18 protein-coding genes are annotated in these 26607 nt (G+C 61.2%); 5 read left to right on the top strand and 13 right to left on the bottom strand.

The annotated features are described in order from the left end of the window. Nucleotides 1-21: 21 nt before the first annotated feature. The 9 genes from IH404_RS12955 to IH404_RS12915 form a co-directional block, all read right to left on the bottom strand. Nucleotides 22-1320, bottom strand: coding sequence for an acetyl-CoA C-acetyltransferase (locus IH404_RS12955; RefSeq protein ID WP_194440568.1), 1299 nt, complete (start codon nt 1318-1320; stop codon nt 22-24). Continuing rightward, a complete protein-coding gene (locus tag IH404_RS12950) occupies nt 1320-2207 on the bottom strand; it encodes a MaoC/PaaZ C-terminal domain-containing protein (protein WP_122732922.1) in 888 nt (295 codons plus the stop codon). The genes IH404_RS12955 and IH404_RS12950 overlap by 1 nt, the downstream gene beginning before the upstream one ends. A 4-nt stretch (nt 2208-2211) precedes the next feature. Beyond that, nucleotides 2212-3555: a 3-oxoacyl-ACP reductase gene (locus IH404_RS12945; RefSeq protein WP_005787830.1), complete on the bottom strand. Its 1344-nt coding sequence runs from the start codon at nt 3553-3555 to the stop codon at nt 2212-2214. Between the two features lie 79 nt (nt 3556-3634). After that, nucleotides 3635-6160, bottom strand: a complete 2526-nt coding sequence (locus tag IH404_RS12940) for an acyl-CoA dehydrogenase (RefSeq protein WP_122732924.1) — start codon at nt 6158-6160, stop codon at nt 3635-3637. Nucleotides 6161-6422: 262 nt separating this feature from the next. Next, complete coding sequence (locus tag IH404_RS12935; protein ID WP_005787826.1) at nt 6423-7871, bottom strand: outer membrane protein transport protein; 1449 nt, start codon at nt 7869-7871, stop codon at nt 6423-6425. 132 nt (nt 7872-8003) lie between these two features. Then, entirely contained in the window at nt 8004-8498 is a 495-nt protein-coding gene (gene praB / locus IH404_RS12930; protein ID WP_005787825.1) for an alkane oxidation protein activator PraB, read from the bottom strand. A 134-nt stretch (nt 8499-8632) separates the two neighbouring features. After that, a complete protein-coding gene (gene praA / locus IH404_RS12925; RefSeq protein WP_005787823.1) occupies nt 8633-9127 on the bottom strand; it encodes an alkane oxidation protein activator PraA in 495 nt (164 codons plus the stop codon). A gap of 125 nt (nt 9128-9252) precedes the next feature. Then, complete coding sequence (locus IH404_RS12920; protein ID WP_005787821.1) at nt 9253-10533, bottom strand: alkane 1-monooxygenase; 1281 nt, start codon at nt 10531-10533, stop codon at nt 9253-9255. A gap of 308 nt (nt 10534-10841) precedes the next feature. After that, nucleotides 10842-11840: an alpha/beta hydrolase gene (locus IH404_RS12915; RefSeq protein WP_005787819.1), complete on the bottom strand. Its 999-nt coding sequence runs from the start codon at nt 11838-11840 to the stop codon at nt 10842-10844. A gap of 294 nt (nt 11841-12134) precedes the next feature. On the opposite strand from IH404_RS12915, the gene IH404_RS12910 reads away from it, so the two are divergent. Genes IH404_RS12910 through IH404_RS12900 form a run of 3 tightly spaced genes read left to right on the top strand, consistent with a single transcriptional unit; the run spans nt 12135 to nt 15418 of the window. Next, nucleotides 12135-13673, top strand: coding sequence for an NAD(P)/FAD-dependent oxidoreductase (locus tag IH404_RS12910; RefSeq protein ID WP_194440567.1), 1539 nt, complete (start codon nt 12135-12137; stop codon nt 13671-13673). Further along, nucleotides 13670-14560: an SDR family NAD(P)-dependent oxidoreductase gene (locus IH404_RS12905; protein ID WP_005787815.1), complete on the top strand. Its 891-nt coding sequence runs from the start codon at nt 13670-13672 to the stop codon at nt 14558-14560. Before IH404_RS12910 ends, IH404_RS12905 begins: the two co-directional genes overlap by 4 nt. A 15-nt stretch (nt 14561-14575) precedes the next feature. Then, a complete protein-coding gene (locus tag IH404_RS12900; protein ID WP_005787814.1) occupies nt 14576-15418 on the top strand; it encodes a metal-dependent hydrolase in 843 nt (280 codons plus the stop codon). Between the two features lie 28 nt (nt 15419-15446). On the opposite strand, the gene IH404_RS12895 is transcribed toward IH404_RS12900, so the two are convergent. Beyond that, nucleotides 15447-18083, bottom strand: a complete 2637-nt coding sequence (locus tag IH404_RS12895; protein WP_194440566.1) for a glucosidase — start codon at nt 18081-18083, stop codon at nt 15447-15449. Nucleotides 18084-18322: 239 nt separating this feature from the next. Here IH404_RS12895 and IH404_RS12890 point away from each other — a divergent pair, with 239 nt between their 5' ends. Then, complete coding sequence (locus IH404_RS12890) at nt 18323-19699, top strand: VOC family protein (protein ID WP_005787810.1); 1377 nt, start codon at nt 18323-18325, stop codon at nt 19697-19699. Between the two features lie 139 nt (nt 19700-19838). Here the strand turns inward: IH404_RS12890 and IH404_RS12885 are convergent, their stop codons facing one another. Next, nucleotides 19839-20063 (bottom strand): DUF465 domain-containing protein, encoded by a 225-nt coding sequence (locus IH404_RS12885; RefSeq protein ID WP_005787808.1) that lies wholly within the window; start codon nt 20061-20063, stop codon nt 19839-19841. A 175-nt stretch (nt 20064-20238) separates the two neighbouring features. On the opposite strand from IH404_RS12885, the gene tkt reads away from it, so the two are divergent. Continuing rightward, nucleotides 20239-22296 carry a transketolase gene (gene tkt, locus IH404_RS12880; protein ID WP_005787806.1) on the top strand — a complete coding sequence of 686 codons (2058 nt, stop codon included), beginning with the start codon at nt 20239-20241 and terminating at the stop codon, nt 22294-22296. A gap of 58 nt (nt 22297-22354) precedes the next feature. Here tkt and uvrA read toward each other — a convergent pair whose 3' ends face one another. Next, the gene (gene uvrA / locus IH404_RS12875) at nt 22355-24874 is read right to left on the bottom strand and encodes an excinuclease ABC subunit UvrA (protein WP_005787804.1); all 2520 of its coding nucleotides are present in this window, start codon (nt 24872-24874) and stop codon (nt 22355-22357) included. Continuing rightward, nucleotides 24871-26583, bottom strand: a complete 1713-nt coding sequence (locus tag IH404_RS12870) for an ATP-binding protein (RefSeq protein WP_005787802.1) — start codon at nt 26581-26583, stop codon at nt 24871-24873. The genes uvrA and IH404_RS12870 overlap by 4 nt, the downstream gene beginning before the upstream one ends. Nucleotides 26584-26607 lie beyond the last annotated feature (24 nt).

The following is a 26607-nucleotide window of genomic DNA, read 5'->3' as shown; positions in this document are numbered from 1 at the left end:
TTATTGTTGTTTTTAAAAGCGTTACTTTTCGACGATGGCGGTAATGCCCAGCCCACCCGCCGCACAGATCGAGATCAGGCCGCGACCGCCACCACGTTCATGGATCGCCTTGGCCAGCGCCGCCAATTGCCGACCGCCAGTGGCCGCGAAAGGATGGCCGCAGCCCAGTGAGCCACCGTTGACGTTCATCTTGCTGCGCTCGATGGTGCCCAGGGGTGCATCAAGGCCGAGCCGCTCGCGGCAATATTCAGGGTCTTCCCACGCTTTGAGCGTACACAGCACCTGGGCGGCAAACGCTTCGTGTATCTCGAATAAATCAAAGTCGGCAAAACTCAAGCCTTCCCGTTGCAACATGCGCGGCACGGCGTAGGCCGGTGCCATCAGCAGGCCCTCGGTGCCGTCGACAAAATTTACCGCCGCCGTCTCACCCGTGCGCAAGTAAGCCAGCACCGGCCAGCCATTGGCGGTAGCCCATTCTTCGCTGGCAAGCAGCACCACCGAGGCGCCATCGGTCAAGGGCGTGGAGTTGCCGGCAGTGAGCGTGCCGTTCTGGCGATCGAATACCGGCGACAGGCCCGCCAGTTTCTCCAGGCTGATATCGGCACGCAGGTTATTGTCGCGGGCCAGGCCGCGATGGGGGCTGATCAGGTCGTCGAAAAAACCGCGGTTATAGGCCGCGTCCAATCGTTGGTGGCTGGTAAGGGTCAACTCGTCCTGGGCCAGGCGCTTGATCTGCCAGCGCTTGGCCATTTCTTCGCAGTGCTCGCCCATGGACAGCCCCGTACGCGGCTCGCCATTGCGCGGCAGCAGCGGCTTGAACAACATCGACGGGCGTACGTTGAGGAGTTGCTTGAGCTTGTCGCCCATACCCTTGGCGCGATTGGCCGCAAGCAAGGTATGGCGCAAGGATTCGTTGATGCCGATAGGCGCGTCGGAGGTTGTGTCGGCGCCACCGGCAATGCCGACTTCGATCTGGCCCAGAGCGATTTTATTCGCCACCAGCAGCGCAGCTTCAAGCCCGGTGCCGCAGGCTTGCTGCACATCATAGGCCGGGGTTTGCGGCGACAGTGTGGTGGACAACAGCGCTTCACGGGCCAGGTTGAAATCCCGCGAATGCTTGATCACTGCCCCAGCGGCAAATTCGCCCACGCGTTGGCCATGCAGCTTGTAACGGTCGACCAGGCCCTGGAGAGCGGCGACCAGCAGATCCTGGTTGCTGTCATGGGCATACACCGTGTTGGAGCGAGCAAACGGAATGCGATTGCCGCCGATAATCGCCACGCGGCGAGTTGGCGCCGGGTTGAAGCTGTAGTCACTCATCACTGGTTCTCTTTCCAAATAAACAGCCCGCGCATATGGGGTTTGTCCCCGGCGAAATTGCGCACTTCGAACTCACGTCGTGGGCCGGTCACCGGGTGGCTCCACAGGGCGACCTGGCCAGGCAGGAAAATCGGCAACTTGAAATCGCAATGCGCTTGCGCCTGCTCCAGGCCACCGGGCGGTTGTTGCGCCGCCAATGCACGGCCCAGCGTCCACATGCCATGGGCGATGGCACGGCGAAAACCAAAGAGCCTGGCGCCAATGACCGAGGTGTGAATCGGATTGAAATCCCCCGAGACCTTGGCAAAGCGTCGCCCCAGGTCAGCCGGCAACACCCAGCGTTGGGTACGCAACAAACCGTCTTCCTGCAGCGGCAAAGGGTCACTCCAGGGTTCGCCCACGGGGTCATCGACGTCACGACGCAGGTACAGGCTGTCGCTTTCCCACACCAGGACGTCAGCACCGTAGGCCCGGGTGGCGATACTCAGCGCCTGCCCCTTGGGATGCGCGACCCAGCGCTCGCAGTACACCTCCACGCGCAACGCCTGGCCCTCGTGCAGGCGTTGGTGCTGGCGAATGCGATTGGCCAGGTGCACCATGCCGCTGGCCGGGTACGGGAAGCTTGGCCGGGTCAGCAGCATCAAATGCAGTGGGAACGCCAACACATGAGGGTAGGACAGCGGCACGCCCTGTTCACGCCGAAAGCCACAGGCCCGTGCGTAAGCGGCGATACCCGCGGGGGAAAGCGCCACCGCGGAGCGCACCAGGCACGCCGTGGGTAACAGCGGCGCACCGTCGAGCTTGGGCTTGCGCATAGCGCGCATACCGTCGAGCAGCAGCTGCGTGCGCGACGGCGGCGGGTCGATAATCTGTGTCACATAGTCCATCGCTTCAGGCTCCCAACAGGCTTTGGCCACACACTCGCACGACCTGGCCATTCACTCCGCCCGACGCAGGATGAGCGAGCCAGGCGATGGTCTCGGCCACATCAATGGGCTGCCCGCCCTGAGACAATGAATTCATGCGCCGCCCGGCCTCACGGATCATCAACGGGATCTTCGCGGTCATCTGGGTTTCGATAAAACCGGGCGCCACCGCATTCACTGTGACCTGCCGGGCCGCCGCATGCGGTGCCAGACCTTGCACCAGGCCAATCACGCCCGCCTTGGAGGTGGCGTAGTTGCTTTGCCCCAGGTTGCCGGCAATCCCTGAGATCGACGACACGCAGATGATGCGCCCACCGGCGTTGATGCCCTGGTTGTCGAGCAAGGCTTCACTGAGCTGCAACGGCGCCTGGAGGTTGACCGCCATCACGCTGCGCCAGGCGGCTTCAGTCATCTTGGCGATGGTCTTGTCACGCGTGATCCCGGCGTTGTGCACCACCACATCAAAGCCACCGTACTGGTTGGCATGGGCTTGCAACAGCGCGGCAGTATCGGCGGCGGTGATGTCCAGGGGCAACGACGACCCGCCGACGCTGGCGGCGGCCTGTTGCAAGGCTTGCTGGGCCTGGGGCACGTCCACGCACACCACATGGGCGCCGTCACGCGCCAGCACCTGGGCGATGGCCAGGCCGATGCCTCGGGAAGCACCGGTGACCAAGGCACGGCGACCGGCGAAGGGTTTGTCCCAATTGACGGTGGTGTTGCCATCCACAGGTTTTTCCAGGCGCACCACCTGCCCCGATACATAGGCAGAGCGGCGTGAGAGGAAGAAGCGCAAACTACTGTCCAATGCCTCCTCGGCACCCGGCGCCACATACAACAATTGCACGGTGATCGCCCGACGCAGCTCCTTGGCCAGCGAGCGCACCAAACCCTCGAGGGCGCGCTGGGCGATGGCTTGGGGCAAGCCCTGGCAGTGTTCCGGCGCGGTGCCGAGCACCACCACTCGGCCATGTTGACCGAGGCGTTTGGCATTGGCGTGGAAGAACAGGTAGAGCTCGTCCAACTGTTGCAGATCGACCACGCCACTGGCATCAAACACTGCGCCTTGCACCTTGACCGTCGACGGCGCCTTGAGGGTTGCCGCCGTGGCGGCGACGGTGTCGGTGGCGCTGAAGTTACGCAGCACCGACGCCGCCAGGCGCCCTGCCCCGGCGATGATCACCGGGTTGGCCAGCCCGGCCTGGCCGCTGCGATAACGCTGCAGCGGCAAGGGTTGCGGCAAGCCAATAGCCTGGGCCAGGCGACGGCCCCAGGGGGAGTTGACGAATGAAAGGTAGTTGTCACTCATGGTAAGCACTCACTCACACCACACATTTGCCTTGTAAACCCAATCAAATGTGGGAGGGGGCAAGCCCCCTCCCACACTGTCAATTCACCGGGGCGTTTTCGCTTTGGCTGCTGCGCCGTTTGGCGGTCGGTTCGAGCGCCTGCTTGCGCTGCTGCAACGCCTCCAGCAAACCAAAGTCCTGGGGGAAGTCATCCACCTGGATACCGTGGTCGGCGTATTCCACATAGCGGCCCAGCAAGGCGTCCTCGTCGTCGCTGATCAAGTCCAGCGCCCGCGCCTTGACGCGCCATTCGGTAAAGGCCGTGGCCGAAATCGGCAGCGGGCCAAGCAAACCTTGCTTGATGGCGGGTTTAAGCCGAGCCTCGATCGACTCCACCTGTGGCAGTAAACGAAAGCCCAATTCGCCGTAGGCCAGCTTGTCGATTTCCGGGCGCGGTATGTAGGAATTGGCCAGCAAGCGGTCGCGGGTTTCCCCAGGGGTTTGCACCACATCGGCCACTTGCGCCAACAGACGATCCGACGGTTTGTGCAGGGGAATGCCAAACGGAAAACTCAACGCGCGCACCACCGTCGCCGCTGGTTTCGACGGGTAGTTGTCGAGCACTTCGGCCAAGGCTTCATGGGCGCGCAGCAACGCGTCCTGCGCCGCCCAATGCACCAGCGGCAGATCTGCCTGGGGCCGGCCGTCGTCCTCGAAACGCTTGAGCACGCACGACAGGATGTACAGCTGCGACAGAATATCCCCCAAACGCCCGGTGATACTTTCCTTGCGCTTGAGGGCCCCCCCGAGCACGCCCATGGAAATGTCCGAGATCAACGCCAGCACCACCGACAGCCGATTGGCCTGACGGTAGTAGGACGCCAGCGCCGGGTCGGTCTTGGCTGGCGCGGCAAGCAGGCGCCCGCCAGTCAGGGAATGCACGGCTGCGCGCACGGTGTTGGCCAGTACAAAACTCACATGGCCGAACATCGCGCTGTCGAAGTCTTCCAGCGCCTTGCGCCGGTCCGGGTTGCGCGCCGCTTCCATTTCGCGCAACACATAGGGGTGGCAACGAATCAGGCCCTGGCCAAAGATGATCAGGCAGCGGGTCATGATGTTGGCGCCTTCCACCGTAATGGCGATGGGGCTTTGCTGATAGGCACGGGCGAGGAAGTTATTGGGCCCCATGCAGATGCCCTTGCCGGCGACAATGTCCATGCCGTCGTTGACGATGATGCGCGCGCGCTCAGTGACGTGGTATTTGGCAATGGCCGAGATCACTGAAGGTTTCTCGCCGGCATCCAGGGACGCTACCGACACCTTGCGCACCGCATCGCAGGCATACAGATGCCCGGCCATGCGCGCCAACGGAGCCTGCACCCCTTCGAACTTGCCGATGGGCAAGCCGAACTGCTTGCGCATCGCCGCATAGGCCGTAGTGCCGCGCACGGCGACCTTGCCCAGGCCAACGTTCGCCGAAGGCAGGGAAATCGCCCGGCCCGCGGCCAGGCACTCCATCAACATGCGCCAGCCGTTGCCGACTTGTTCACGGCCGCCAATCACCCACTCCAGTGGAATGAATACGTCCTTGCCGGTGGTAGGACCGTTCTGGAACACCGCATTCAGCGGCCAGTGACGACGACCGCTGTTCACCCCGGGATGAGAAGTCGGGATCAACGCACAGGTAATTCCCAGGGAACCGGCCGCGCCAAGCAGGCCGTCCGGGTCTTCGGCGCGAAATGCCAGGCCCAGTACCGTGGCAATGGGGCCAAGGGTGATGTAACGCTTGTCCCAGGTCACTTTGAAACCCAGCACTTCTTCGCCTTCGTGCAGACCTTTGCAGACAATGCCCAGGTCCGGGATCGCACCCGCGTCAGAGCCGGCATACGGGCTGGTCAAGGCAAAACACGGGATGTCTTCACCCCGCGCCAGGCGCGGCAGGTAGTAATTGCGCTGGGCGTCGGTGCCGTAATGCAGCAGCAATTCGGCCGGGCCCAGGGAGTTGGGCACCATCACCGAAATCGCCGCCGCCGAGCAGCGAGTCGACAGCTTCATCACCACCTGGGAGTGGGCGTAGTGGGAGAAGCCTTTGCCTCCGTATTGCTTGGGAATAATCATGCCGAGGAACCCGGCGTCCTTGGTGTATTGCCAGCCTTCGGGGGACATGTCCTGCCAGACTTGGGTGGTTTCCCAGTCGTTGGCAATGTCGCACAGGGTTTCGACCTCATTGTCGAGAAAGGCTTGCTCCTCCGCACTCAGGCTGGCCGGCGCGGCTTGCAACAGGCGCTGCCAGTTGGGCTTGCCGCTGAACAGCTCGGCATCCCACCACACAGTGCCGGACTCGATGGCCGCACGCTCGGTGTCGGACATCGCCGGCATGATCGTGCGAAACAGGCCCAGGGCCTTGCTGGTCAACAGCGTGCGGCGCAGGGGTTTGAGCGCCAGCACCAGGGCCGGTAACACCACCAGTACCGCCGCGACGGCGGTGCCCAGGCCGGCCACGACGTTGAACAGGTAACCCGCTGCCAGCCAAACCAGGCCAGTGACCAGCCACAGGGTAGCGGCGGCTTGTCGATACGCCAGGGCAATCGCTGCTGCGAAACCCACCAATAACCAGATAAGCATAGGGATACCTCTACTTGATTCGGGATGTGGCCAGAGCACAGGCAGGTCGAGCTGCGCGGCGGCGTAAAACCACACTACAAACTTGAAAGACTAAATTCAAATTTTGTTTTGAAATTTTTATTTAATCCTTGGGCGAAAAAAATGGCTGACCGAATCAGCCTGCTCAAGGACTACCGAGAAACATCAAAGCCCGTCAGAAAAAAGCCCTGGGGGAAGGCAGCAAGATGCGCTTGCCGCCCTCCTCCATTCTGCGCATGTATCGCTAGAACGCGTAGGTTGCCGACAAACTCACTACATCCCCGGAAGACTCGGCCTTGCCATCCAGGCTCGCACCGCCAAGGCGATCGATGTTCTTGGTCTTGAGGTTGACCTTCTGCACGAACTGGTGGGAATAGGCCACGTCCAGGCTCAGCCCCTTGACGGCTTTGACGTCGTAACCCGCCCCCAGGGAAAGGAACGTGCGGTCGCCGTCCGGAATCCGTGGGTCGCGGGTGGAGTTACGTGTCGGTGTCTGATCAATCGCCACACCGGCTCGCAAGGTCAGCTCATCGGTCGCACGATAATCACCGCCGAGGGAGTACATCCAGGTGTTCTTGTAGTTGTAGGGAATGGAGACAATCCGCATGTCTCCGGAGTCGAGCGTCAGGTCCTTGAACGATGACCATTCGGTCCACGTCACGCTTGCGCCCAGGGTCAAGCGATCATTGAACTGATGCACCCAGTCCAGGCCGGCGGTGGCAGGAATGTCCAGCTGGACACTGGCATGGGCGCCATTTGGTGCCAGTTCCAGGCCTGGATACGCGGTGTTGACCAACGTGCCGGTGCCCCCGAATGGGCTGGGTTGCGTCATGAGGTTGTAGGAAAACTGATCGGCATACAGGTTGTATTTGCCGGTCATCTTGTTTTTGATCTTGGCGTGGTAATTCAAGCCCAAGGTGTCGCGTTCAGTGGGTTTCCACACCACGCCGGCAAACCAGCCAGTCGAGATATTGTCGACCTTGACGCGCATCAACGCGTGCCCCACATCGGACGGGAAATTGATGCCGCCCAGCTCGGAATCGGACACCGCCGCCGCAGACAACAGGTCGACGTTCTGGCTGACGAACCCCTTGCTGTGTTGCACGATCATGCCGCCACCGATAGAAAACTGGTCGTTGACTTTGAAAGACAACGAGCCCGTCAACCCGACGGTTTCGATTTTGGTATCCACGGCAAAATCGCGCACTTTGGAGTCTTCATCCCAGGTGGAGCGCATGCCCTGGGGCACGACCTGGCTCAAGCCGAAGGCGAACCGATCGCCCAGTGGCATCACCATGAAGCCAGTCGGCAGCCAGGCAGTGAAGCCACCCTGGCCCCCATCATTGTTATTGACCGCGGTCGCTGCACCGTCGGGAAAACCATTCTCGTCCAACGGCGTACTGGAAATCGGGTTGCCGGCATAGTCAGAGGCATTGCCTTTGTACTTGATCTTGATCCGCGCATAGTCGACCGTGAATTGCGCGACGTTGTGTTCGACAAACGCCATGGCGGCCGGGTTGTTATAGGCCGAGCTAGGGTCGTTCTTGAATAACGAGCCACCGGCAAACGCCCTGCCCCAACCGGGCGCGCCGTAAGTAGGGGTAGAAAAACCGCCAGCCTGCACAGGCGCGGTAACTATCGCACCTCCTATCAGTGCCAGCCCCAGCAACACCTGTTGTTTCTTATTATTCATGCGGCACTCCTTATTGTTATCTCTCTGAGCCGGCCCTGCCGGTTCGTCTTGCTGCCAGGCCATTGGTGAACTGGCGCCTGGTTCAGGCGCCAGTTTTTGAGCAGGTGATCAACCCCGCATTTCAACCTGCCATCAAGGCACGATGGTGAAGGTTGGGCTTGGGGTCACGCTCAAGCTCACCACGGTGCAGCTGCCGCTAAGCCCTTGATTGGCCGCCGTCAGCACCCCACCGCTGTAGCCCACGGTGATGGTCGATGGGCCACAGTTGGATGCCGGGTACAGAACCGATGAGGCAATGGTATAGCCAACATTGGCGACCGAACCTGCGGTTGGGCCGGTGGCGGTCAATGTCCATGGCAACCCAGTGATTTTCGGCAATGCGCAAAGGCCGCTGCCGCTGACCGTTACTCCGGTGATTTTTGCTACCCCAGTGGCATCTACGTTGCCGGTAAAGTTCGCGGTGCAGTTAACGGTGGCCTGATAGGACGACGGTGATTTCACCGAAATGGTGCCAGGCGCAGTGAAGTTAGAATTAACCGGCGTGATGCTATAGGCGTTGGCCATGGAGGCAGCACCCATGCAAACAGCCAAGGCAGAGAGCGACACGAGAGTTTTCAAGCTTTTCATTGTTTTTCCTCACATGTTATGGCGATTCATTTCGCCAGGGGTAATGGCCATGATCGAGAGGTCACGGTGAAACTGCAGAACTTCCCTTTCCAGCCAAATTTCAATGCATTTACCGCTGCAACAGTTGGAACGGTTTATTCGACCACTTTGAAGTTGGCCGGCATCTTGATGGATACCGTGTTGATCTTGCAGTCTTCGCCAATAGCAACATTGGCGGCTTCCAACTTGCCGGTGGCGTTGTCCCAAGTACCGTCGGCGGTTGAAGGGCCGCACTTGCCGCCCAGGCCAAAGGCGTGCACATCGACACTGATCCTGGACATCGAGCCACTCTTTGTATCTTTGGCGACCAACACCCAGGGCAAGTTGATCGCTTCGACACGGCTGCATTTGAGGCCACCGTCGAACTCGACTTTATCGACATTCACCGATGAGCCATCGGCTGCAACCTTGCCGGCCACCTTGATAGTGCAGTCGGCGCTGATCAGCTTGCCTTTGGAGAAGCTGATGGGCCCTTGAGCCGTGAAGGCACTGCCGGCAGGTTCGATACGGGCAGCCTGGGCCTGGTGATAGACAATCAGGCCCATCGCTGCCAGCAGGATGTGGGCGGTGAACTTGGCAGAACTTTGCATGGTGTACGTCCTTCCCTTGAAATTATTTTTGTAGGGTCAAACCACGTTCTTGCACCTGATACTGGGGGCGACAAGGACCTGCGCGATACACAGATCCCGAGTACGCCCGTACTGCTTACTTCATTTCAAAACGGCTTGGCGCTGTTGCTGTACTTCTCCAGATACTTCAAACGCTGTGACGGTTGAAGATTGGTCAGGGTGATATCCCCGGCGTAATGATTGAGTACCCGATGGTCCATACGACGTCGCCACAAGTAAGGCACATAGGCCCAGACAATCATGCTCGCGTAACCATACGGAAGTTGCGGTGACTCATCGAAGTGGCGCAACGACTGATAACTGCGCGTGGGGTTGGCATGGTGATCGGAATGCCGCTGAAGTTGGAACAGGAAGATATTGGTGACAATCCGGTTACTGTTCCATGAATGGCGCGGCGAGCAGCGTTCGTAACGGCCATTGGGCAACTTCTGGCGCTTGAGGCCGTAATGCTCGACGTAGTTCACCACTTCCAGCAACGAAAACCCGTAGATGCCCTGGATGATCAGGAACGGAATCACCGCCGCGCCCAACCAGGCAATCATCGCGCCCCACAACACCACGCTGTACATCCAGGCACTGAGCACGGCGTTCTTCCAGTGCAAGGCCGGCAACCCGAGTTTGCGCAGGCGTTCGCGCTCCAGGTTCCAGGCTGACACGGCGCTGAACCACACCGAACGCGGCAGGAATGCCCAAAAACTTTCCCCCAGCCGCGAACTGGCGGGATCCTCCGGGGTGGCGACCCGAACGTGATGGCCGCGGTTATGTTCGGTGTAGAAGTGCCCGTAGAACGTCGGCGCCAGGGTGACCTTGGCCAGGAACACTTCCAGGGGCTTGGGTTTGTGCCCCAGTTCATGGGCGGTGTTGATCGCGATACCCGTGGCAGCGCCGGTGGACATTGCCATACCCAGGTAAGTGAACACGCTGATGTGGCCATGCAGTTCAGTGCGTGCGGTGACGAATGCAGCAGCCTTGGCCAGCCAGCTCGACGGCTCCAGCGTGGCCGTGGCGTTCAGCAGGCCGCCGTTGATGATCCAGTCGATGCCACCGGCGGCCAGCCAGCCGGTGATAATCACTGAAGAGATCACAAACAGCACACCGGTGTAGACGATCCAGCGATAGTAACGTTGGGATTCAAGGTTGCTGACGGCAGATTCAGGCGGGTTGCTGACATCTTCGCCGAGCAGGCCGTCGATCAGGGGGATCAAGCCGAAGATCACCAGCACACCCACCCACCACAATTGCTGTACGCCGGTACCGATCGCCAGGGCGCCGGAGAGCAAGGGGGTTGCCAGTGGCATGATGCCGAGCCACCACAGGTGGCGCTTACCGTCGGTCCAGACGTGCGGGGCGGCCAGGGTCTGATTCATGGCAACCTCCGTACACATTCGGTGTGCATTGGGGCAGCAAACAGGTTTACGGAGCGCTGACTGCCCCGAGAAATCAACCATGCGATAAAAGACGTTTTTTTCATTATTTTATTCGCTCTTAGGCATTTCAAAAATAATTTCAAATTACACATTGAAATAATTTTTTTAAATAAATAGCGCGGAATCGTTAGGTCGTCAACTAGTTTCTCCAGCCCTTTTTACCGTGACCGGGCAGTCTCTTTTTCAGCCGTCTGGTCAGGTGTCTAGGGCAGGCATCAACGCCTTTGAACCGCAAGTCGGGTGCACCCTTATCTACTCGCCAGGGCCTTGGGTGGGTGCAACAGCCTGATGTCCGCCCCGGGCCGGACGCGCTTGGCGACCTGCTCCACCAGCGCCGCCACCCGCTCTGTCGCGGTGATCGGCAACATATGCCCACAGCCTTCGACCACTTGCATTTTCAGCCCTGGCACCTTGCTCGCCAGGGCCTGGCCGTGTTTCTGAAAGTCGAGCACCTTGTCGCGGGTGCCATAGATCAGCCCGATGGGCAAGGTCAGTTGCGGGTAGCGCTTGACCATGTCGGGCAGGTGGTCGTTGACCTGGTTGATTTCGGTGGACGCGGCATAGAAGTTGTCCGGACGCATGCCCAGCAGCCCGCCGCCCCGGGTGGCGAAGTCCGGCGGTGCGGCATCGGGGGCGAAAACGCCTTTGACCACCGCATTTTTACTCAGCAGGCCGACGGGCATCGTCAGGGTGTGGGCCATCCAGCGTCGCAGCCAGGCCGGGCGCACCGCCAATGACAGGAACACCAGCGGCAACATGCGTTGCGGGTGGGTCAGGGGCGCTACCAGTATCAGCCCGGACACCGCATGGGGATGGTCGAGGGCCAGCGCCAGAGCAATCGCGCCACCCAGGGAATGGCCCAGTACCAATGGCTTGCCCAAGTCGAGCGTGTTGATAAAGGCCGCGATTTGTCGGGCCTGACCCGGTAAGTCTGCGGCCGTGCCGCTGTGTCGGCTGGAATAGCCGGACCCCGGCCGGTCAACGGTGATCACGCGAAAATGCTCTCGTAACTGACCGGACAAGGCATACGTGAGGTTACGGCTGCTGCCCATCAGCCCGTGGATCATCACCAGCGGCGGACCCTTGCCCTCTTCGACATAATGAAAGCGCTCGCCATCCACCTCGACGAAACGCCCGTTGATCGGAACCCGCGCTTCAATGCGCCGCGTCATCCAGGCACTCAAGCCCCATAACGCCACGCTGGCGCCGGCCAGCACACCCGCAGCGACAACCCATTCCACAGCCATAGCTCGGTCCTCTGCTTCCCTGCTGCTGGCGACCCGACCGGAATTGATCAAGGCCTCAGCCATCGTCCACCCCTTGGACCTGGGCGCCCTGCATACCACGCTCGTCCGTCGGACAAATCGCACATGCGGAACAAGGTCCTAGCGTAGGCGAAATTTTCAGGTAGATTATTTAAAATCTTTTTTAAAATAATTAATTCAATTTTCCTTTGCAATGGTGTTCTATCTAAAAGACAAAACAAAAAGAGGAGCACATCCGATGCCCACCCGCTTTCTATCTATCGATGAGGCACGCCCATGACTGCCCACAGTGATTCGATTGACATTGCCATCATTGGCTCGGGGTTCGCTGGCCTATGTATGGCAATCAAGCTCAAGGAGGCCGGGCTCACCGACTTCTTCATCGCCGAACAGGCCGAGACCCTCGGCGGTACCTGGCGCGATAACCACTACCCGGGTTGCGCCTGTGACGTGCAGTCCCATGTGTATTCATTTTCCTTCGCGCCCAACCCGGACTGGTCGCGACAGTTCGCGACACAACCTGAGATCCGCGCCTATCTGGAACACTGCGCCACACGTTTTGAGCTGGCGCCCTACCTGCGTTTTGGCATGGCCCTGCAACGTGCGGTGTTTGATGAGCAACAGCAGCGCTGGCACCTGAGCTTCAGCAATGGCCGCCAAGTCAGCGCACGGGTGCTGGTCTCGGGCATGGGCGGGCTGTCTCGCCCGGCGCTGCCGCATATTCCGGGGCTGGACAGCTTCAAGGGCAAGCGTTTTCACTCCCAGCAGTGGGACCATGACTACTCGTTGAAAGGCAAGCGCGTGGCCGTGATCGGCACCGGCGCCAGTGCCATCCAGTTCGTGCCGCAGATCGCGCCACAGGTGGCGCACCTGGACCTGTTCCAGCGCACGCCGCCCTGGATCATGCCCAAACCGGACCGGCCGATTTCAACGCTTGAACGCTGGCTGTTCAAACACCTGCCGTTCACCCAAAAGCTGGTGCGCGGCGCGTTTTATTGGGCACTGGAAGGCCGGGTGGTGGGTTTTGCCTTGCACCCACGCCTGATGAAGATGGTGCAGAAAATCGCCCTGCGGCATCTGCGCAAACAAGTGGCCCGCCCTTCCCTGCGCAGGACGCTGACGCCGGACTACACCATCGGCTGCAAGCGCGTGCTGATCTCCAATGACTACTACCCGGCGCTGACGCGCAGTAATGTCGAGGTGGTCACCGACAGGGTGCTGCGCATCGAGGCGGACGGTGTGATCACCGCCGACGGGATCAAGCATCCCGCTGACTGCCTGATCTTCGGCACCGGTTTCCAGGCCAGCGACCCCTTGCCGCGAGACTGCATCATCGGCCGCGACGGCATCGACCTGATGGACGCCTGGAGCGACGGCGCCCATGCCTTCAAAGGCACTACCGTGCCGGGCTATCCCAACCTGTTTCTGATCGTCGGGCCCAACACCGGCCTGGGGCATAACTCGATGATCCTGATGATCGAAGCTCAGGTCACCTACATCCTCGATGCCTTGAAACATATGCGGCGCCAGCGCATTGCCACGGTCGAGGTCAAACCCGCTGTAGAGCACGCCTACAACTACCAGTTGCAGGACAAACTCAAGCGCACCATCTGGAACACCGGCGGCTGCCAGAGCTGGTACCTGGACCCACGCACCGGCAAGAACACCACGCTGTGGCCCGGTTCTACCTGGCGTTTCAAACAGCTCACCCGTCACTTTGCGCTCAAGGACTACGTCGCCAGCCCGTTGCCGGCGCCCGCTCTGCCACGTCCCGTACCAGCCCCTCACTCCGCCACAGAAGGCAGCCTGTCATGAAGTCATTCAATGGCCGCGTTGCGGCGATCACCGGTGCAGCCTCCGGCATGGGCCGCGCATTGGCTTTAGCCTTGGCACGCGAAGGCTGCCACCTGGCCTTGGCCGACAAGAACAGCCAGGGGTTGGAACAGACCTTGGAGCTGATCCGCACATCGACCTTGTCGCCCGTGACCGTTACCACGCAGGTGCTGGACGTCTCTGACCGCCAAGCCATGCAGGACTGGGCTGCACGCTGTGCCGCGGAACATGGCCAGGTCAACCTGGTGTTCAACAATGCCGGGGTGGCGCTGTCGAGTACCGTCGAAGGCGTGGACTACGCCGACCTGGAATGGATCGTCGGCATCAACTTCTGGGGCGTGGTGCATGGCACCAAGGCGTTCCTGCCGTATCTCAAGGCCAGCGGCGAAGGCCACATAGTCAATACTTCCAGCGTGTTCGGCCTGTTCGCCCAACCCGGCATGAGCGGTTACAACGCCACCAAGTTTGCTGTACGCGGCTTCACCGAGGCCCTGCGCCAGGAACTCGACCTGCAACGCTGCGGCGTATCGGCCACCTGTGTGCACCCCGGTGGTATTCGTACTGATATCTGCCGCAGCAGCCGCATCGACGCGAACATGACCGGTTTCCTCATCCACAGCGAACAACAGGCCCGCGCCGATTTCGAAAAGCTGTTCATTACCGACGCCGACCAGGCCGCCAAAGTGATCCTGCTAGGTGTACGCAAAAACAAGCGCCGTGTGCTGATCGGCCGCGACGCCTATTTTCTCGACCTGCTCGCCCGTTGCCTGCCTTCGGCCTATCAGGCACTGGTGGTGTTTGCCAGCAAACGCATGGCGCCCAAGCCGCGCACACAGGTCTTTGAAACCAACGACCAGTCCCATCTCTGAACAGGAGGACGCAGCATGTTGCCGATCCGTCGCGATATCCGTTTTGCCTTGCCTGCCGAGCGCATCAAAGACTGGCATGAACAAGGGCCGGTGATCAGCCACTTCTTCAACGCCCTGTCGTTGCTGTTTCCCCAGGGCGAGCTGTTTTTCATGGACAGCGTGCGCCACTACCGCGGGCAGATCGACGACCCCGAACTGAAAAAGGAAATCCAGGGTTTCATAGGCCAGGAGGCCATGCACAGCCGCGAACATGTGGCCTATAACGACCTGCTGCAAGCGGCGGGCTTGCCGGCGCACACCCTCGACCGACGCCTGAAGTTCTTCCTCGACTTGCAGAAGAAACACCTGCCGCCGTCGTTCAACCTGGCGGTGACCATCGCCCTTGAGCACTACACTGCGATGCTGGCGGAAATCCTGTTGAGCGACCCCTCGCGCTTTGGTGATTCACTCAAGGGTTACCAGCAGATGTGGTACTGGCACGCCTTGGAAGAAACCGAACATAAAGCCGTAGCCTTCGATGTATGGAACCAGGTGATCAAACCTGGCCCCGCACGCTACCTGCTGCGCACCGGCACCATGCTGACCACCACCGTCATGTTCTGGCTAGTGGTGCTGGACTTCCACGTGCGGCTGCTGATTGCCGACCGCACCTCGGGCGGCACGTTGAAGGGGCTGTGGCGCATGGTCAAGTACTTGTACGGCCCCAAGGGCGTATTCCCGCGGATGCTCAGGCCGTGGCTGCATTATTTCAAACCGGGGTTTCACCCTTGGGAACATGACAACCGCGCACGCCTGGCGGGCATAGATGGCTTGCTTGAAGAGATCGAGCGCACGCGGCGCGGCGCCAAAGGGGTGTAGCTACCGATGCCTATGCGCGCCATGGGTGCTAGACCTTTGGCTGCAGCAGCAAGGCGACCAGGGCGCTCCACCCCGTCTGGTGCGACGCCCCCAACCCTCGCCCTGTCTCGCCATGAAAGTATTCATGAAACAACACCAGATCGCGGCTGGCCGGGTCCGCCTCCAGCTGCGCATACCCTGCCATGGATGGCCGCAGGCCATTTTCATCGCGCAGGAATAATCCGATCAGGCGCTGGCTGAGGCTGTCGGCCACGTCTTCCAGCGACGCCAGATAGCCGCTGCCTGTGGGGTATTCCACTGAGAAGTTATCCGCGTAGTAGCGGTGAAATTCACGCAGCGATTCGATCAGCATGTAGTTCACCGGCATCCACAGCGGCCCGCGCCAATTGGAGTTGCCGCCGTACAGGCGAGAGTCGGATTCGCCGGGCTGGTAACTGGCGCACAGGGTGTCGCCATTCATCTTCAGCGCCAGGGGTTGCTCTGCAAAGGTCTTGGACAAGGCGCGCACACCGAAGGTCGACAAGAACTCCTGGTCATCCAACATGCGGTGCAGCAAATCCTTGGTACGCTCGCCACGCAGCAACGCCAGCAGCAGGCGATTGCCCTGCCCCGGTTCGTTCCAGCGTGAGACCAATTTGGCCAGGTCCGGCCGGTGATGCATAAACCCCAGCAGACGCTCGCGCAGGCCTTCCAAGCCTTCATGTTCGCGCTGTTCCAGCACCAGCACGGCGAACAGCGGCATCAGGCCGACGATAGACCGCAAACGCACCGGTTCGCTCTGGCCGTCGGGACGGTGCAGTACGTCGTAGAAGAACAGGTCCTGCTCATCCCACAAGCCTTCGGCACTGTCATCGACGCGGTTGATGGCGCCGGCGATATACAGGAAGTGCTCGAAAAACTTTACCGCAATGTCCACGTACACGGCGTTGCGCTTGGCCAGCTCCAGCCCGATGCGCATCAGGTCCAGGGCATAGGCCGCGACCCAGGCAGTGCCATCGGCCTGGTCCAACTGGTAACCCGGTGGCAGCGTGGCCGAGCGGTCGAACAAAGCAATATTGTCCAGGCCCAGAAAACCACCCTGGAACAGGTTGCGGCCTTCGGCGTCCTTGCGGTTGACCCACCAGGAAAAATTCAGCAGCAGCTTGTGGAAGATCCGCTCCAGAAAGTCCATATCGCCCACGCCGGTCAGCGCCTTGTCCTGCTGATACACGCGCCAGCTGGCCCAGGCATGCACTGGCGGGTTGGCATCGTCGAAGCGCCATTCGTAGGCGGGCAATTGGCCGTTGGGGTGCATGAAACGATCTTTAACCAGCAACAGCAGCTGTTGCTTGGCATAGCCGGGATCGATCAGCGCCATGGCCACCGCCTGGAAGCCTTGGTCCCAGGAGGCATACCACGGGTATTCCCAGGTATCGGGCATGGACAGGATGTCGAAATTGGACAGGTGCCGCCAATGGGTATTACGGATATGCAGGCGCTCGGGCGGCGGCGCAGGCTGGGCCGGATCACCGTCGAGCCACTGGTTGACGTCGAAATAGTACAACTGCTTGGACCACAGCAAGCCGGCCAGGGCCTGGCGCTGCACATTGCGCGCATCGTCATCGGCGATCCCCTGTTGCAGGGCTGCGTAGAAGTCATCGGCCTCCTGGCGGCGCTGTTCAAACAGCTTGCGAGCGTTGACCTGGGGCGCGTCCACAGGGGCAAAGCGCAGATAGAGGCTTTTGCTTTCCAGGCCCGCCAATTCAAGACTGAATCGCGCCGCCACCTTGGTGCCCGCGTCACCGCGAATGGCCCCTTGATCACCCTCCACCACGTAATCGTTGATGCCATCCTTGAACGGCCCGGACGTCGGCTGCCCGCTCAGCTTGGCGAAGTTGCTCTCGTTTTCGCAGAACAACCATTGCACCCCATCCTGTCCCCAGGCGCTGAGCTGGCGATCGTCCAGCTCATGATGACGGGCCAGCACGCGGTCGCCGTCCAGCGTCAACCTGGGTTTGGGCGCATCAAAGGTCCAGCTCCAGTCATTGCGCGCCCACAACTGGGGCAGCACCTGCAGACGTGTCGGCTGCTCCGAGCGGTTGTGCACGGTGACACGCATGAAAATATCGTCGGGCTGGTGCTTGGCGTATTCGACGCTGATGTCGCAGTAACGGTTGTCTTCAAACACGCCGGTATCAAGGATTTCATACTCGGTATCGCCCAGCCCACGGCGAGCGTTTTCAGCGATCAGGTCGGCATAGGGAAAGGCGGCATGGGGGTATTTGTAGAGCATGCGCATGTAGGCATGGCTCGGTACGCCATCGACGAAAAAGTACAGTTCCTTGACGTCTTCCCCGTGGTTGCCTTCAGCGTTATTGAGGCCGAACAGGCGCTCCTTGAGGATCGCATCCCGTTCGTTCCACAGCGCCAGGCCCAGGCACCAGCGTTGTGCCTTGTCGCTGAAACCGGCCAGGCCGTCCTCGCCCCAGCGATAAGCGCGGCTGCGCGCCTGTTCATGGGGGAAGTAGGCCCAGGCGTCGCCATCGGCGCTGTAGTCTTCGCGCACGGTGCCCCATTGGCGTTCGCTCAAGTACGGGCCCCACTCACGCCAACGCTCGGCATCTTGCGTCGCCAGGCGCTGGCCTTCAATCGTGTCAAGCAGGCGGTTTGCGGGTACGGCCGTCATTGAGTCCTCCATCACCTACACAGTGAGGCGCAGTGTAGAACCCAATGGGGCCCGGTTGCACATGAAGACTCAAAGCACCTGGCGTTGACAAGCCGCTGGGGCTGGGTTTGCTCCTGTTCATGGCATCTCATTCATTTGCAGAATGAAGTCCAGAAGAATCTTCGTTTGCAAGCCGGCCTGCGCCTCAACAAAATCGGGCAAAGGTCATTTTGCTCGCCACAGCCATCAGGAATTTTTCTATGCACGCCACTGCACATGTCAGCCCCGATGAGATCCGCAAGGGCTTTTCCAAGGCCATGTCCGACATGTACCGCGATGAAGTACCTCTGTACGGCGCGCTGCTGGAACTGGTGGCCCAAACCAATGCACGCGTACTCGACAGCCAACCTGAGCTGGTGCAGCAGTTGCAGCGTACCGGAGAAATCCAGCGCCTGGACATGGAGCGCCATGGCGCTATCCGCCTGGGCACTGCCGCAGAACTGGCGACCATCAGCCGCCTGTTCGCGGTGATGGGCATGCAACCGGTGGGCTACTACGACCTCACCCCCGCCGGCGTGCCGGTGCATTCCACGGCCTTTCGCGCCGTGCATGAACACGCGCTGCAAACCAGCCCGTTCCGGGTGTTCACCTCGCTGCTGCGCCTGGAGCTGATCGAAAACCTGGAGCTGCGCGCCTTCGCCGAAAGTGCCCTGGCCAAGCGTTCGATCTTCACCCCCGGCGCCCTGGCGCTGATCGAACAGGCCGAAACACAGGGCGGCTTGAATGCCCGCGACGCCCAGGCTTTCATCGACGAGGCGCTGGAGACGTTCCGCTGGCATAACACCGCCACCGTGACAGGCGCGCAATACGAGCAACTGAGCAACCAGCACCGCCTGATCGCCGACGTGGTCGCCTTCAGGGGCCCGCATATCAACCATCTCACGCCACGCACCCTGGACATCGACCAGGTACAGGCCGCCATGCCCGGCAAAGGCATTACGCCCAAAGCCGTGATCGAAGGCCCACCCCGGCGCCATTGCCCGATCCTGCTGCGCCAGACCAGCTTCAAGGCGCTCGACGAACCTATCGCGTTCACCGACGCCCACGGCAGCCACAGCGCACGCTTTGGCGAAATCGAACAACGCGGTGTAGCGCTCACGCCTAAAGGCCGCGCCCTGTACGACCAACTGCTGAACGCCGCCCGCGATGAACTCGGAGCGTTCCCCAACGAGGCCAACGCCGAGCGTTATGTGCAATTGATGGAACGGCACTTTACGGCGTTCCCGGATACCCCCGCACAGATGCGCGAGCAGGGCCTGGCGTACTTTCGTTACTTCGTTACAGCCAAGGGCCTGGCGGCACGCGGCCAGCCCGAGCAGCCGCGAACGTTGCAAGCACTGGTCAACGCCGATCACGTGGCGGTGGAGCCATTGGTGTATGAGGATTTTCTGCCGGTGAGTGCGGCGGGGATTTTCCAGTCAAACCTGGGGGATGCGGCGCAGAGTCATTACGCGGCCAACGCCAACCAGGCGCAATTCGAACAGGCGCTGGGGCGCAAGACGATTGATGAGTTGCAGCTTTACGGCGAGACGCAGCAGCGTTCCATTGATGAGTGTCTGGGCACACTGCTGGCCTGAAATGGGGTGTCCTCCCCGGCTCAGCGGCACAATCCTTGCGCCGCAACAGTCCCCAGAGCCGGGTGGACGGGGCGCATCATAAAGACACAGTCCTGCGATGTCCCGCATACAAATCTGAACAAATATTGCCGTTTTGCGCCTAGCCTAATCGCCCGACGATCTCGTCCTTGATCAGCAGCCGTTTCTTCTTCAGGTTTTCTACGTCCTCATCACTGGCACTGGCTTTTTCTGCCTTCAGCACCTTTGCGTCAGCTTCATCATATTGCGTGAGCAGCGAATCCAGCCGGTTATCGTTCGCCCTGCGTTCGTGAACGTCTTCCTTGCTCAAACCCAAGTCCTGATACAGGTCGTGTTTCACTGGCATGGCGTACCTCCACAAATTGATCAATGGTCTACGCCCTTGAAGCTAGCCCATTCCAATGGGTCTTGTCATGTTTGAGGTCAATACAGTCCCGTTCGTCGTGCAGCCTGCGATGGGATCAAACCTTTGCCGTGCCCTGCCCTCCACTGTAGATCGCCACCCGAGGGAGACAGGTTTCATGAATCACGCTGCCACTGCTGCCGACACTCAATGCATCAACACGCTTCGCACCCTGGCCATGGACGCTGTACAGAAGGCCAATTCCGGGCATCCGGGCACGCCCATGGGCCTGGCGCCGGTGGGTTATACGTTGTGGAGTCGCTTCCTGCGTTATCACCCCGAACATCCCGATTGGCCTAACCGTGACCGTTTTGTGTTGTCAGTGGGGCATGCGTCGATGCTGCTGTATTCGCTGTTGCATCTGGCCGGTGTGGTGGAGATTGACGCCCACGGCCAGCGCTCTGGCCAGCCGGCCATCAGCCTCGACGATATCAAGCAGTTCCGGCAGATGGGTTCCAAGACCCCAGGCCACCCCGAATACCGCATGACCACCGGCGTGGAAACCACCACCGGCCCGCTCGGCCAGGGCTGCGCCAACAGCGTGGGCATGGCCATGGCCCAGCGTTGGCTGGCCGAACGCTTCAACCGCGACGGCCAGGTGCTGTTCGACTACGACGTCTACACCCTGTGCGGTGACGGCGACATGATGGAAGGCATCAGCAGCGAGGCGGCCTCGATGGCCGGCCACTTGAAGCTGGATAACCTGTGCTGGATCTACGACAACAACACCATCAGCATCGAGGGGCACACTGAACTGGCCTTCAGCGAAGACGTGATCAAGCGCTTCCAGGCCTACGGCTGGCACACCCAGCACGTCACCGACGCCAATGACTTGCAGGCGTTGAGCGTGGCGCTGGAAACCTTCAAGGCCAATACCGGCGCGCCGACCCTGATCGTGGTCGACAGCGTGATCGGCTATGGCTCGCCGCACAAGCACAACACCGCAGCCGCCCACGGCGAGCCTCTGGGCGAAGACGAGATTCGCCTGACCAAGGCTGCCTATGGCTGGCCGCAGGATTCGAGCTTCCTGGTGCCCGACGAAGCCCGCACGGTACTGCGTGATGCCCTCTACGAACGCGCCGAACCGCTGTTCGCCGAATGGAACCAGACCCTGGCATCCCTCGACCCGCAACGTGCCGATGAACTGCACCGAATGCGCGCCGGCGAAATGCCCGAGCAATGGCAGGCGCACCTGCCCAGCTTCGCCGCCGATGCCAAGGGCGTCGCCAGCCGGGCCTCCGGCGGCGAGGTATTGAATGCCTTCGCCCAACAGATCCCCTGGTTGCTGGGCGGCTCGGCGGATCTGTCGCCGTCGACCAAAACCAACCTGACGTTCGACGGCGCCGGGCGCTTCAGCGCCGATGACTACAGCGGGCGAAACCTGCACTTCGGCATCCGCGAGCACGCCATGGGCGCAATTGCCAATGGCATGGCACTGTCCTACCTGCGCCCGTACACCTCGACCTTCCTGGTGTTCAGCGACTATATGAAACCACCGATCCGCCTGGCGGCGATCATGGAATTGCCGGTGATTTTCGTGTTTACCCATGATTCCATCGGCGTGGGTGAAGACGGGCCGACGCACCAACCGATCGAACACCTGACCCAACTGCGCGCCACGCCGGGGCTGCTGACCCTACGCCCGGGCGACGCCAATGAAACCCTGGAGTTGTGGAAGGTGGCCCTGGCGCAAACCCATCGGCCAAGCTGCGTGGTGCTGTCGCGTCAGGCGCTGCCAACCCTGGATCGCACCCAGTATGCGTGCGCCTCCGGTGCGGCCAAAGGTGCCTATGTATTGGCCGCTGCGGATAAGCCTGAAGTCATTCTGATCGCGACAGGCAGTGAGGTCAGCCTGGCGGTGGCTGCTTACGAGCAACTCAAGGGCGAAGGCGTGGCCGCGCAAGTGGTATCGATGCCGAGTTGGGAGTTGTTTGAAGACCAGGATCAAGCCTACCGCGACAGCGTCTTGCCGCCTGCGATAAAAGCGCGGGTGGTGGTGGAACAGGCGGGGCCCCTGGGTTGGGATCGCTATGTCGGGCAAACCGGTGCCAAGGTGGTGATGAACAGCTTTGGCGCGTCGGCGCCATTGGCCAAGTTGCAGGAGAAGTTCGGGTTTACCGTGGAGAATGTGGTGAAGCTGGCCAAGGAGCAGATCCAGCATAATCTCACTGACTAGCGCTTGGCTTAATGTGGGAGGGGGCTTGCTCCCTCCCACATTTGGTCATCAACAACTGCTAGATCAGCGCCTGGGTTAGATAAGGCGCGGTTCGGCTGTGCTTGCTTTTGGCAACCTTGTGCGGCGTACCACACGCCACCACCATCCCGCCCAGGTCCCCTGCCCCCGGCCCGATATCAATCACCCAGTCACTCTGGGCCACCACGCGCATCTCATGCTCGACCACAACCACGGTATGCCCCGCATCGACCAGTTGATTCAACTGGCTGAGCAAGCGGTCGACATCCTTGGGGTGCAAGCCGGTGGTCGGCTCGTCGAGCACATACAACGTAGCGCCGCGGGCGTTGCGTTGCAGTTCGCTGGCGAGCTTGATGCGCTGGGCTTCACCGCCGGACAGTTCGGTGGCCGGCTGGCCAAGGCGCAGATAGCCCAGGCCGATATCGCGCAGCACCTGCAACGAGCGCAGTACGCCAGGCTGCTCGGCAAAGACGTCCACTGCCTGCTCGACCGTCAGCCCCAGCACCTGAGCGATGTTCAAACCCTGCCATTTGATCGCCAGGGTTTCAAGGTTGTAGCGTGCACCGTGGCAGGTGGGGCACGGCGCGTACACGCTGGGCATAAACAGCAGTTCAACGCTGACAAAGCCTTCACCCTCGCAGTTCGGGCACCGCCCCTTGGCGACGTTGAACGAAAACTGCCCGGCGTCGTAAGCGCGTTTCTTGGCCGCCGGCGTAGCGGCGAACAGCTTGCGCACGTTGTCGAACAACCCGGTGTAGGTCGCCAGGTTAGAGCGCGGCGTGCGGCCGATAGGTTTCTGGTCCACCTGCACCAGGCGGCGAATGTGTTCCAACCCGGCACTGATGCGCCCGCCACTGGCTTGCGGTGCAGCGTCTTCCAGGCTTGGCTCGTCGTCATTTTCCAGCACGCGCCCAAGGCCCGTGGCCACCAGTTCCAGCAACGCCTGGCTGACCAGGCTGGATTTGCCCGAGCCGGAAATTCCGGTTACCGCGGTAAAGCAGCCCAGCGGGAAGTCCACCTTCAGGTCATCGAGGTTATTGCGCGTCACGCCTTCGAGCTTCAGCCAGGCAGTGGGCGCGCGCCGCGCCACGTTGGCCGGGCGCTGTGGAGCAAACAGGTATTCACGGGTCTGCGACGCCTCGATAGCCTCCAACCCCGCAGGCGGCCCGCTGTACAGCACCTGCCCGCCATGTTCACCGGCTGCCGGGCCCACGTCGATCAACCAGTCGGCGCGGCGCATGGTTTCCAGGTCGTGCTCCACTACAAACAATGAATTGCCCGCGGCCTTCAAGCGTTCAAGCGCACTGAACAACGCTTCGCCATCCGCAGGATGCAGGCCCGCCGAGGGCTCGTCCAACACGTAGATGACGCCAAACAACTGCGAGCCCAGCTGGGTCGCCAGGCGCAAACGCTGCAACTCTCCGGAGGACAAGGTCGGCGTGCTGCGTTCCAGCGACAGATAGCCCAGGCCCAACTCGATCAGGGTGTTCACCCGTTCGAGCAAGTCCTGGGCAATGCGTTGGGCTGCCAGGCGCTTTTCCACCGACAATTTCATCTTGTCCTGCCCCGCCGCCACCGGCCGCAGCAATTGGGCCAATTGCGCAAGGGACAGTTGCGACAACTCTCCGATATCCACCCCGGCAAACTTCACCGACAGTGCCGCCTGGGTCAGGCGCTTGCCGTGGCATAACGGGCAGGCACTGCCTTGCATGAACTGCGACACGCGCTTTTTCATGAGTGCGCTTTGGGTATGGGCGAAGGTGTGCAGGATGTAGCGCCGTGCGCCGCTGAAAGTGCCCTGGTAGCTGGGTTCGAGCTTGCGTTTCAACGCATCGCGGGTCTGCTGCGGGGTAAAGCCGGCGTATACCGGCACGGTGGGGGTTTCTTCGGTGAACAGGATCCAGTCGCGCTGTTTTTTCGGCAGGTCACGCCAGGGGATGTCGACGTCATAGCCCAGGGTCACGAGGATGTCGCGCAGGTTCTGACCCTGCCAGGCCAGCGGCCAGGACGCCACCGCACGCTGGCGGATGCTCAAGGACGGATCGGGCACCATCAACGCTTCGGTCACTTCATACACGCGACCCAAGCCATGGCATTGCGGACACGCGCCCTGGGGCAGGTTCGGGGAAAAGTCCTCGGCATACAGCATGGCCTGCCCCGGCGGGTAGCTGCCGGCGCGTGAATACAGCATACGGATCAAGCTCGACAGGGTAGTGACGCTGCCCACCGAAGAGCGCGCACTCGGCGTGCCGCGTTGCTGTTGCAGGGCCACCGCCGGCGGCAAGCCCTCGATGCTGTCCACATCCGGCACGCCCACCTGGTCGATCAAGCGCCGCGCATAGGGCGCCACCGATTCGAAATAGCGACGCTGCGCCTCGGCATACACGGTGGAAAACGCCAGGGACGATTTGCCGGAGCCGGATACCCCGGTAAACACCACCAGGGCATCGCGTGGAATATCCACATCGACGTTACGCAGATTATGTTCACGGGCGCCACGCACCCTGACAAAGCCCGGTTGCCGAGCGGTAACCGCAGGGATGTTGCGCTGTGATGTCATGGGCAACCTTGTCTTGCACTGAGCACCCTGCGCACGCGTTGAGTCAGGGCCTCGGGGCTGTAGGGTTTGCTCAGCAGGTGGATGTCGGCGCTGAGCAAATGATTGGAGGACAGGATGTCGCGGGTGTGGCCGGAGGTGAACAGCACCGCCACCGGCGGGTTCTGCGTACGCGCCCAAGTGGCCAGGTCAGTGCTCTTGACCCGGCCTGGCATCACCACGTCGGTGAAGATCAAGTCCGGCGCTGCGCCACGCTGCAACACCTGCATCGCGCGGTCGCCATCTTCGGCGGTCAATACGGTGTAACCCGACTGCTGCAGCAACTCGACCACCGTCAGGCGCACGCCTTCGTTGTCCTCGACCACCAGGATGGTTTCCTGGCCGCCTCCTTGCAGGTCCACGTCACTGTAGTCGTCGAGGCACTCGGGCTCCAGGCTGTGGGGGAAATACATCTGCACAACCGAACCCTTGCCCTCCTCGCTCCACATATCCACGTGGCCGCCGCTTTGGCGCACAAAACCAAACACCATGCTCAGCCCCAGACCGGTGCCGTGGCCTTCGCGTTTGGTGGTAAAGAAGGGTTCGAAGGCGCGCTTGAGGGTGGCCTGGGACATGCCCACACCGGTGTCGGCCACCGCCAGGCGCACGTACTCGCCGGGCTTGATGCTTTTGCCGATGCAATCGTCAGGGTTGAGGATGATGTTTTCCCCGGTGATCCGAATCACCCCTTCGCCCTGCATGGCATCCCGGGCGTTGATTGCCAGGTTGAGCAAGGCATTTTCCAGCTGGTTGCGGTCGACATTGATGCACCAGGAGTCCAGGGGCAATTGCACGTCGATATGGATGGTTTCCCCCAGCGCCCGTTGCAGCAACTCGCCCAGGCCGGCATAGATGCGCTGCGGGTTGTACACCGCGGGTGATAACGGTTGGCGACGGGCAAACGCGAGCAATTGCGATGACAACTTGGCCCCGCGCTCGACTGCCGCGATGGCCGCGGTCACGCGACGTTGCACCTGGCAATTGTCCGGCTCATGCCGGGCAAGCAAATGCAGATTGCCGGCGATCACTTGCAGCAGGTTATTGAAGTCATGGGCCACGCCCCCGGTCAGGCCGCCAATCGCTTCCAGCTTTTGTGACTGGCGCAACTGGTCTTCGGCGGCAGAGCGCGCCTGCACCTCGGCGGCCACGCGTTGCTCCAGATTATGGGTAAGCTCCTGGCGCACCCGCTCGGACTTCACCAGCTCGGTGGTTTCCACCACAATCGCCAGCACGCCGGCCGGCTGCTGGTTGTCACCCGCCACCGGGCTGTAGTAGAGATCCAGCCACACGCTTTCCGGTCGGCCGTGCCGCGACAACACCAGTTCCTTGTTATTGAACGACAAGGTACCGCCCGCCAGGCACGTATCCACCACATGCCGATTGAACTCGGCCACTTCCGGCCAGCCCAGTTCCACCGGCGTACCCAGCAGGTAAGGATGGCGCCCGCCGGCAAATGCCGAATAGCTGTCGTTGTAGATCATGTACCCCGCCCGCCCCCACAGCATCACCATCGGCACGGGTGAGGCCAGCATCATTTGCACGGTGCAAGCCAGGCTTGTGGACCACTGATCCAAAGGGCCAAGGTCGGTAGTTGACCAGTCAAAGGTGCGTATCCGCTGAGCCATTTCGCCGGCCCAGCCTTCACAGCCGTGGGGGTTGGATAAAAATTGCATCATTGGGCTCTGTGCGCAGGAGAA

The sequence above is a fragment of the Pseudomonas sp. OST1909 genome, from assembly GCF_015277575.1.
GTDB lineage: Bacteria > Pseudomonadota > Gammaproteobacteria > Pseudomonadales > Pseudomonadaceae > Aquipseudomonas > Aquipseudomonas synxantha_A.
This window is presented reverse-complemented; position numbering and strand designations above follow the sequence as displayed.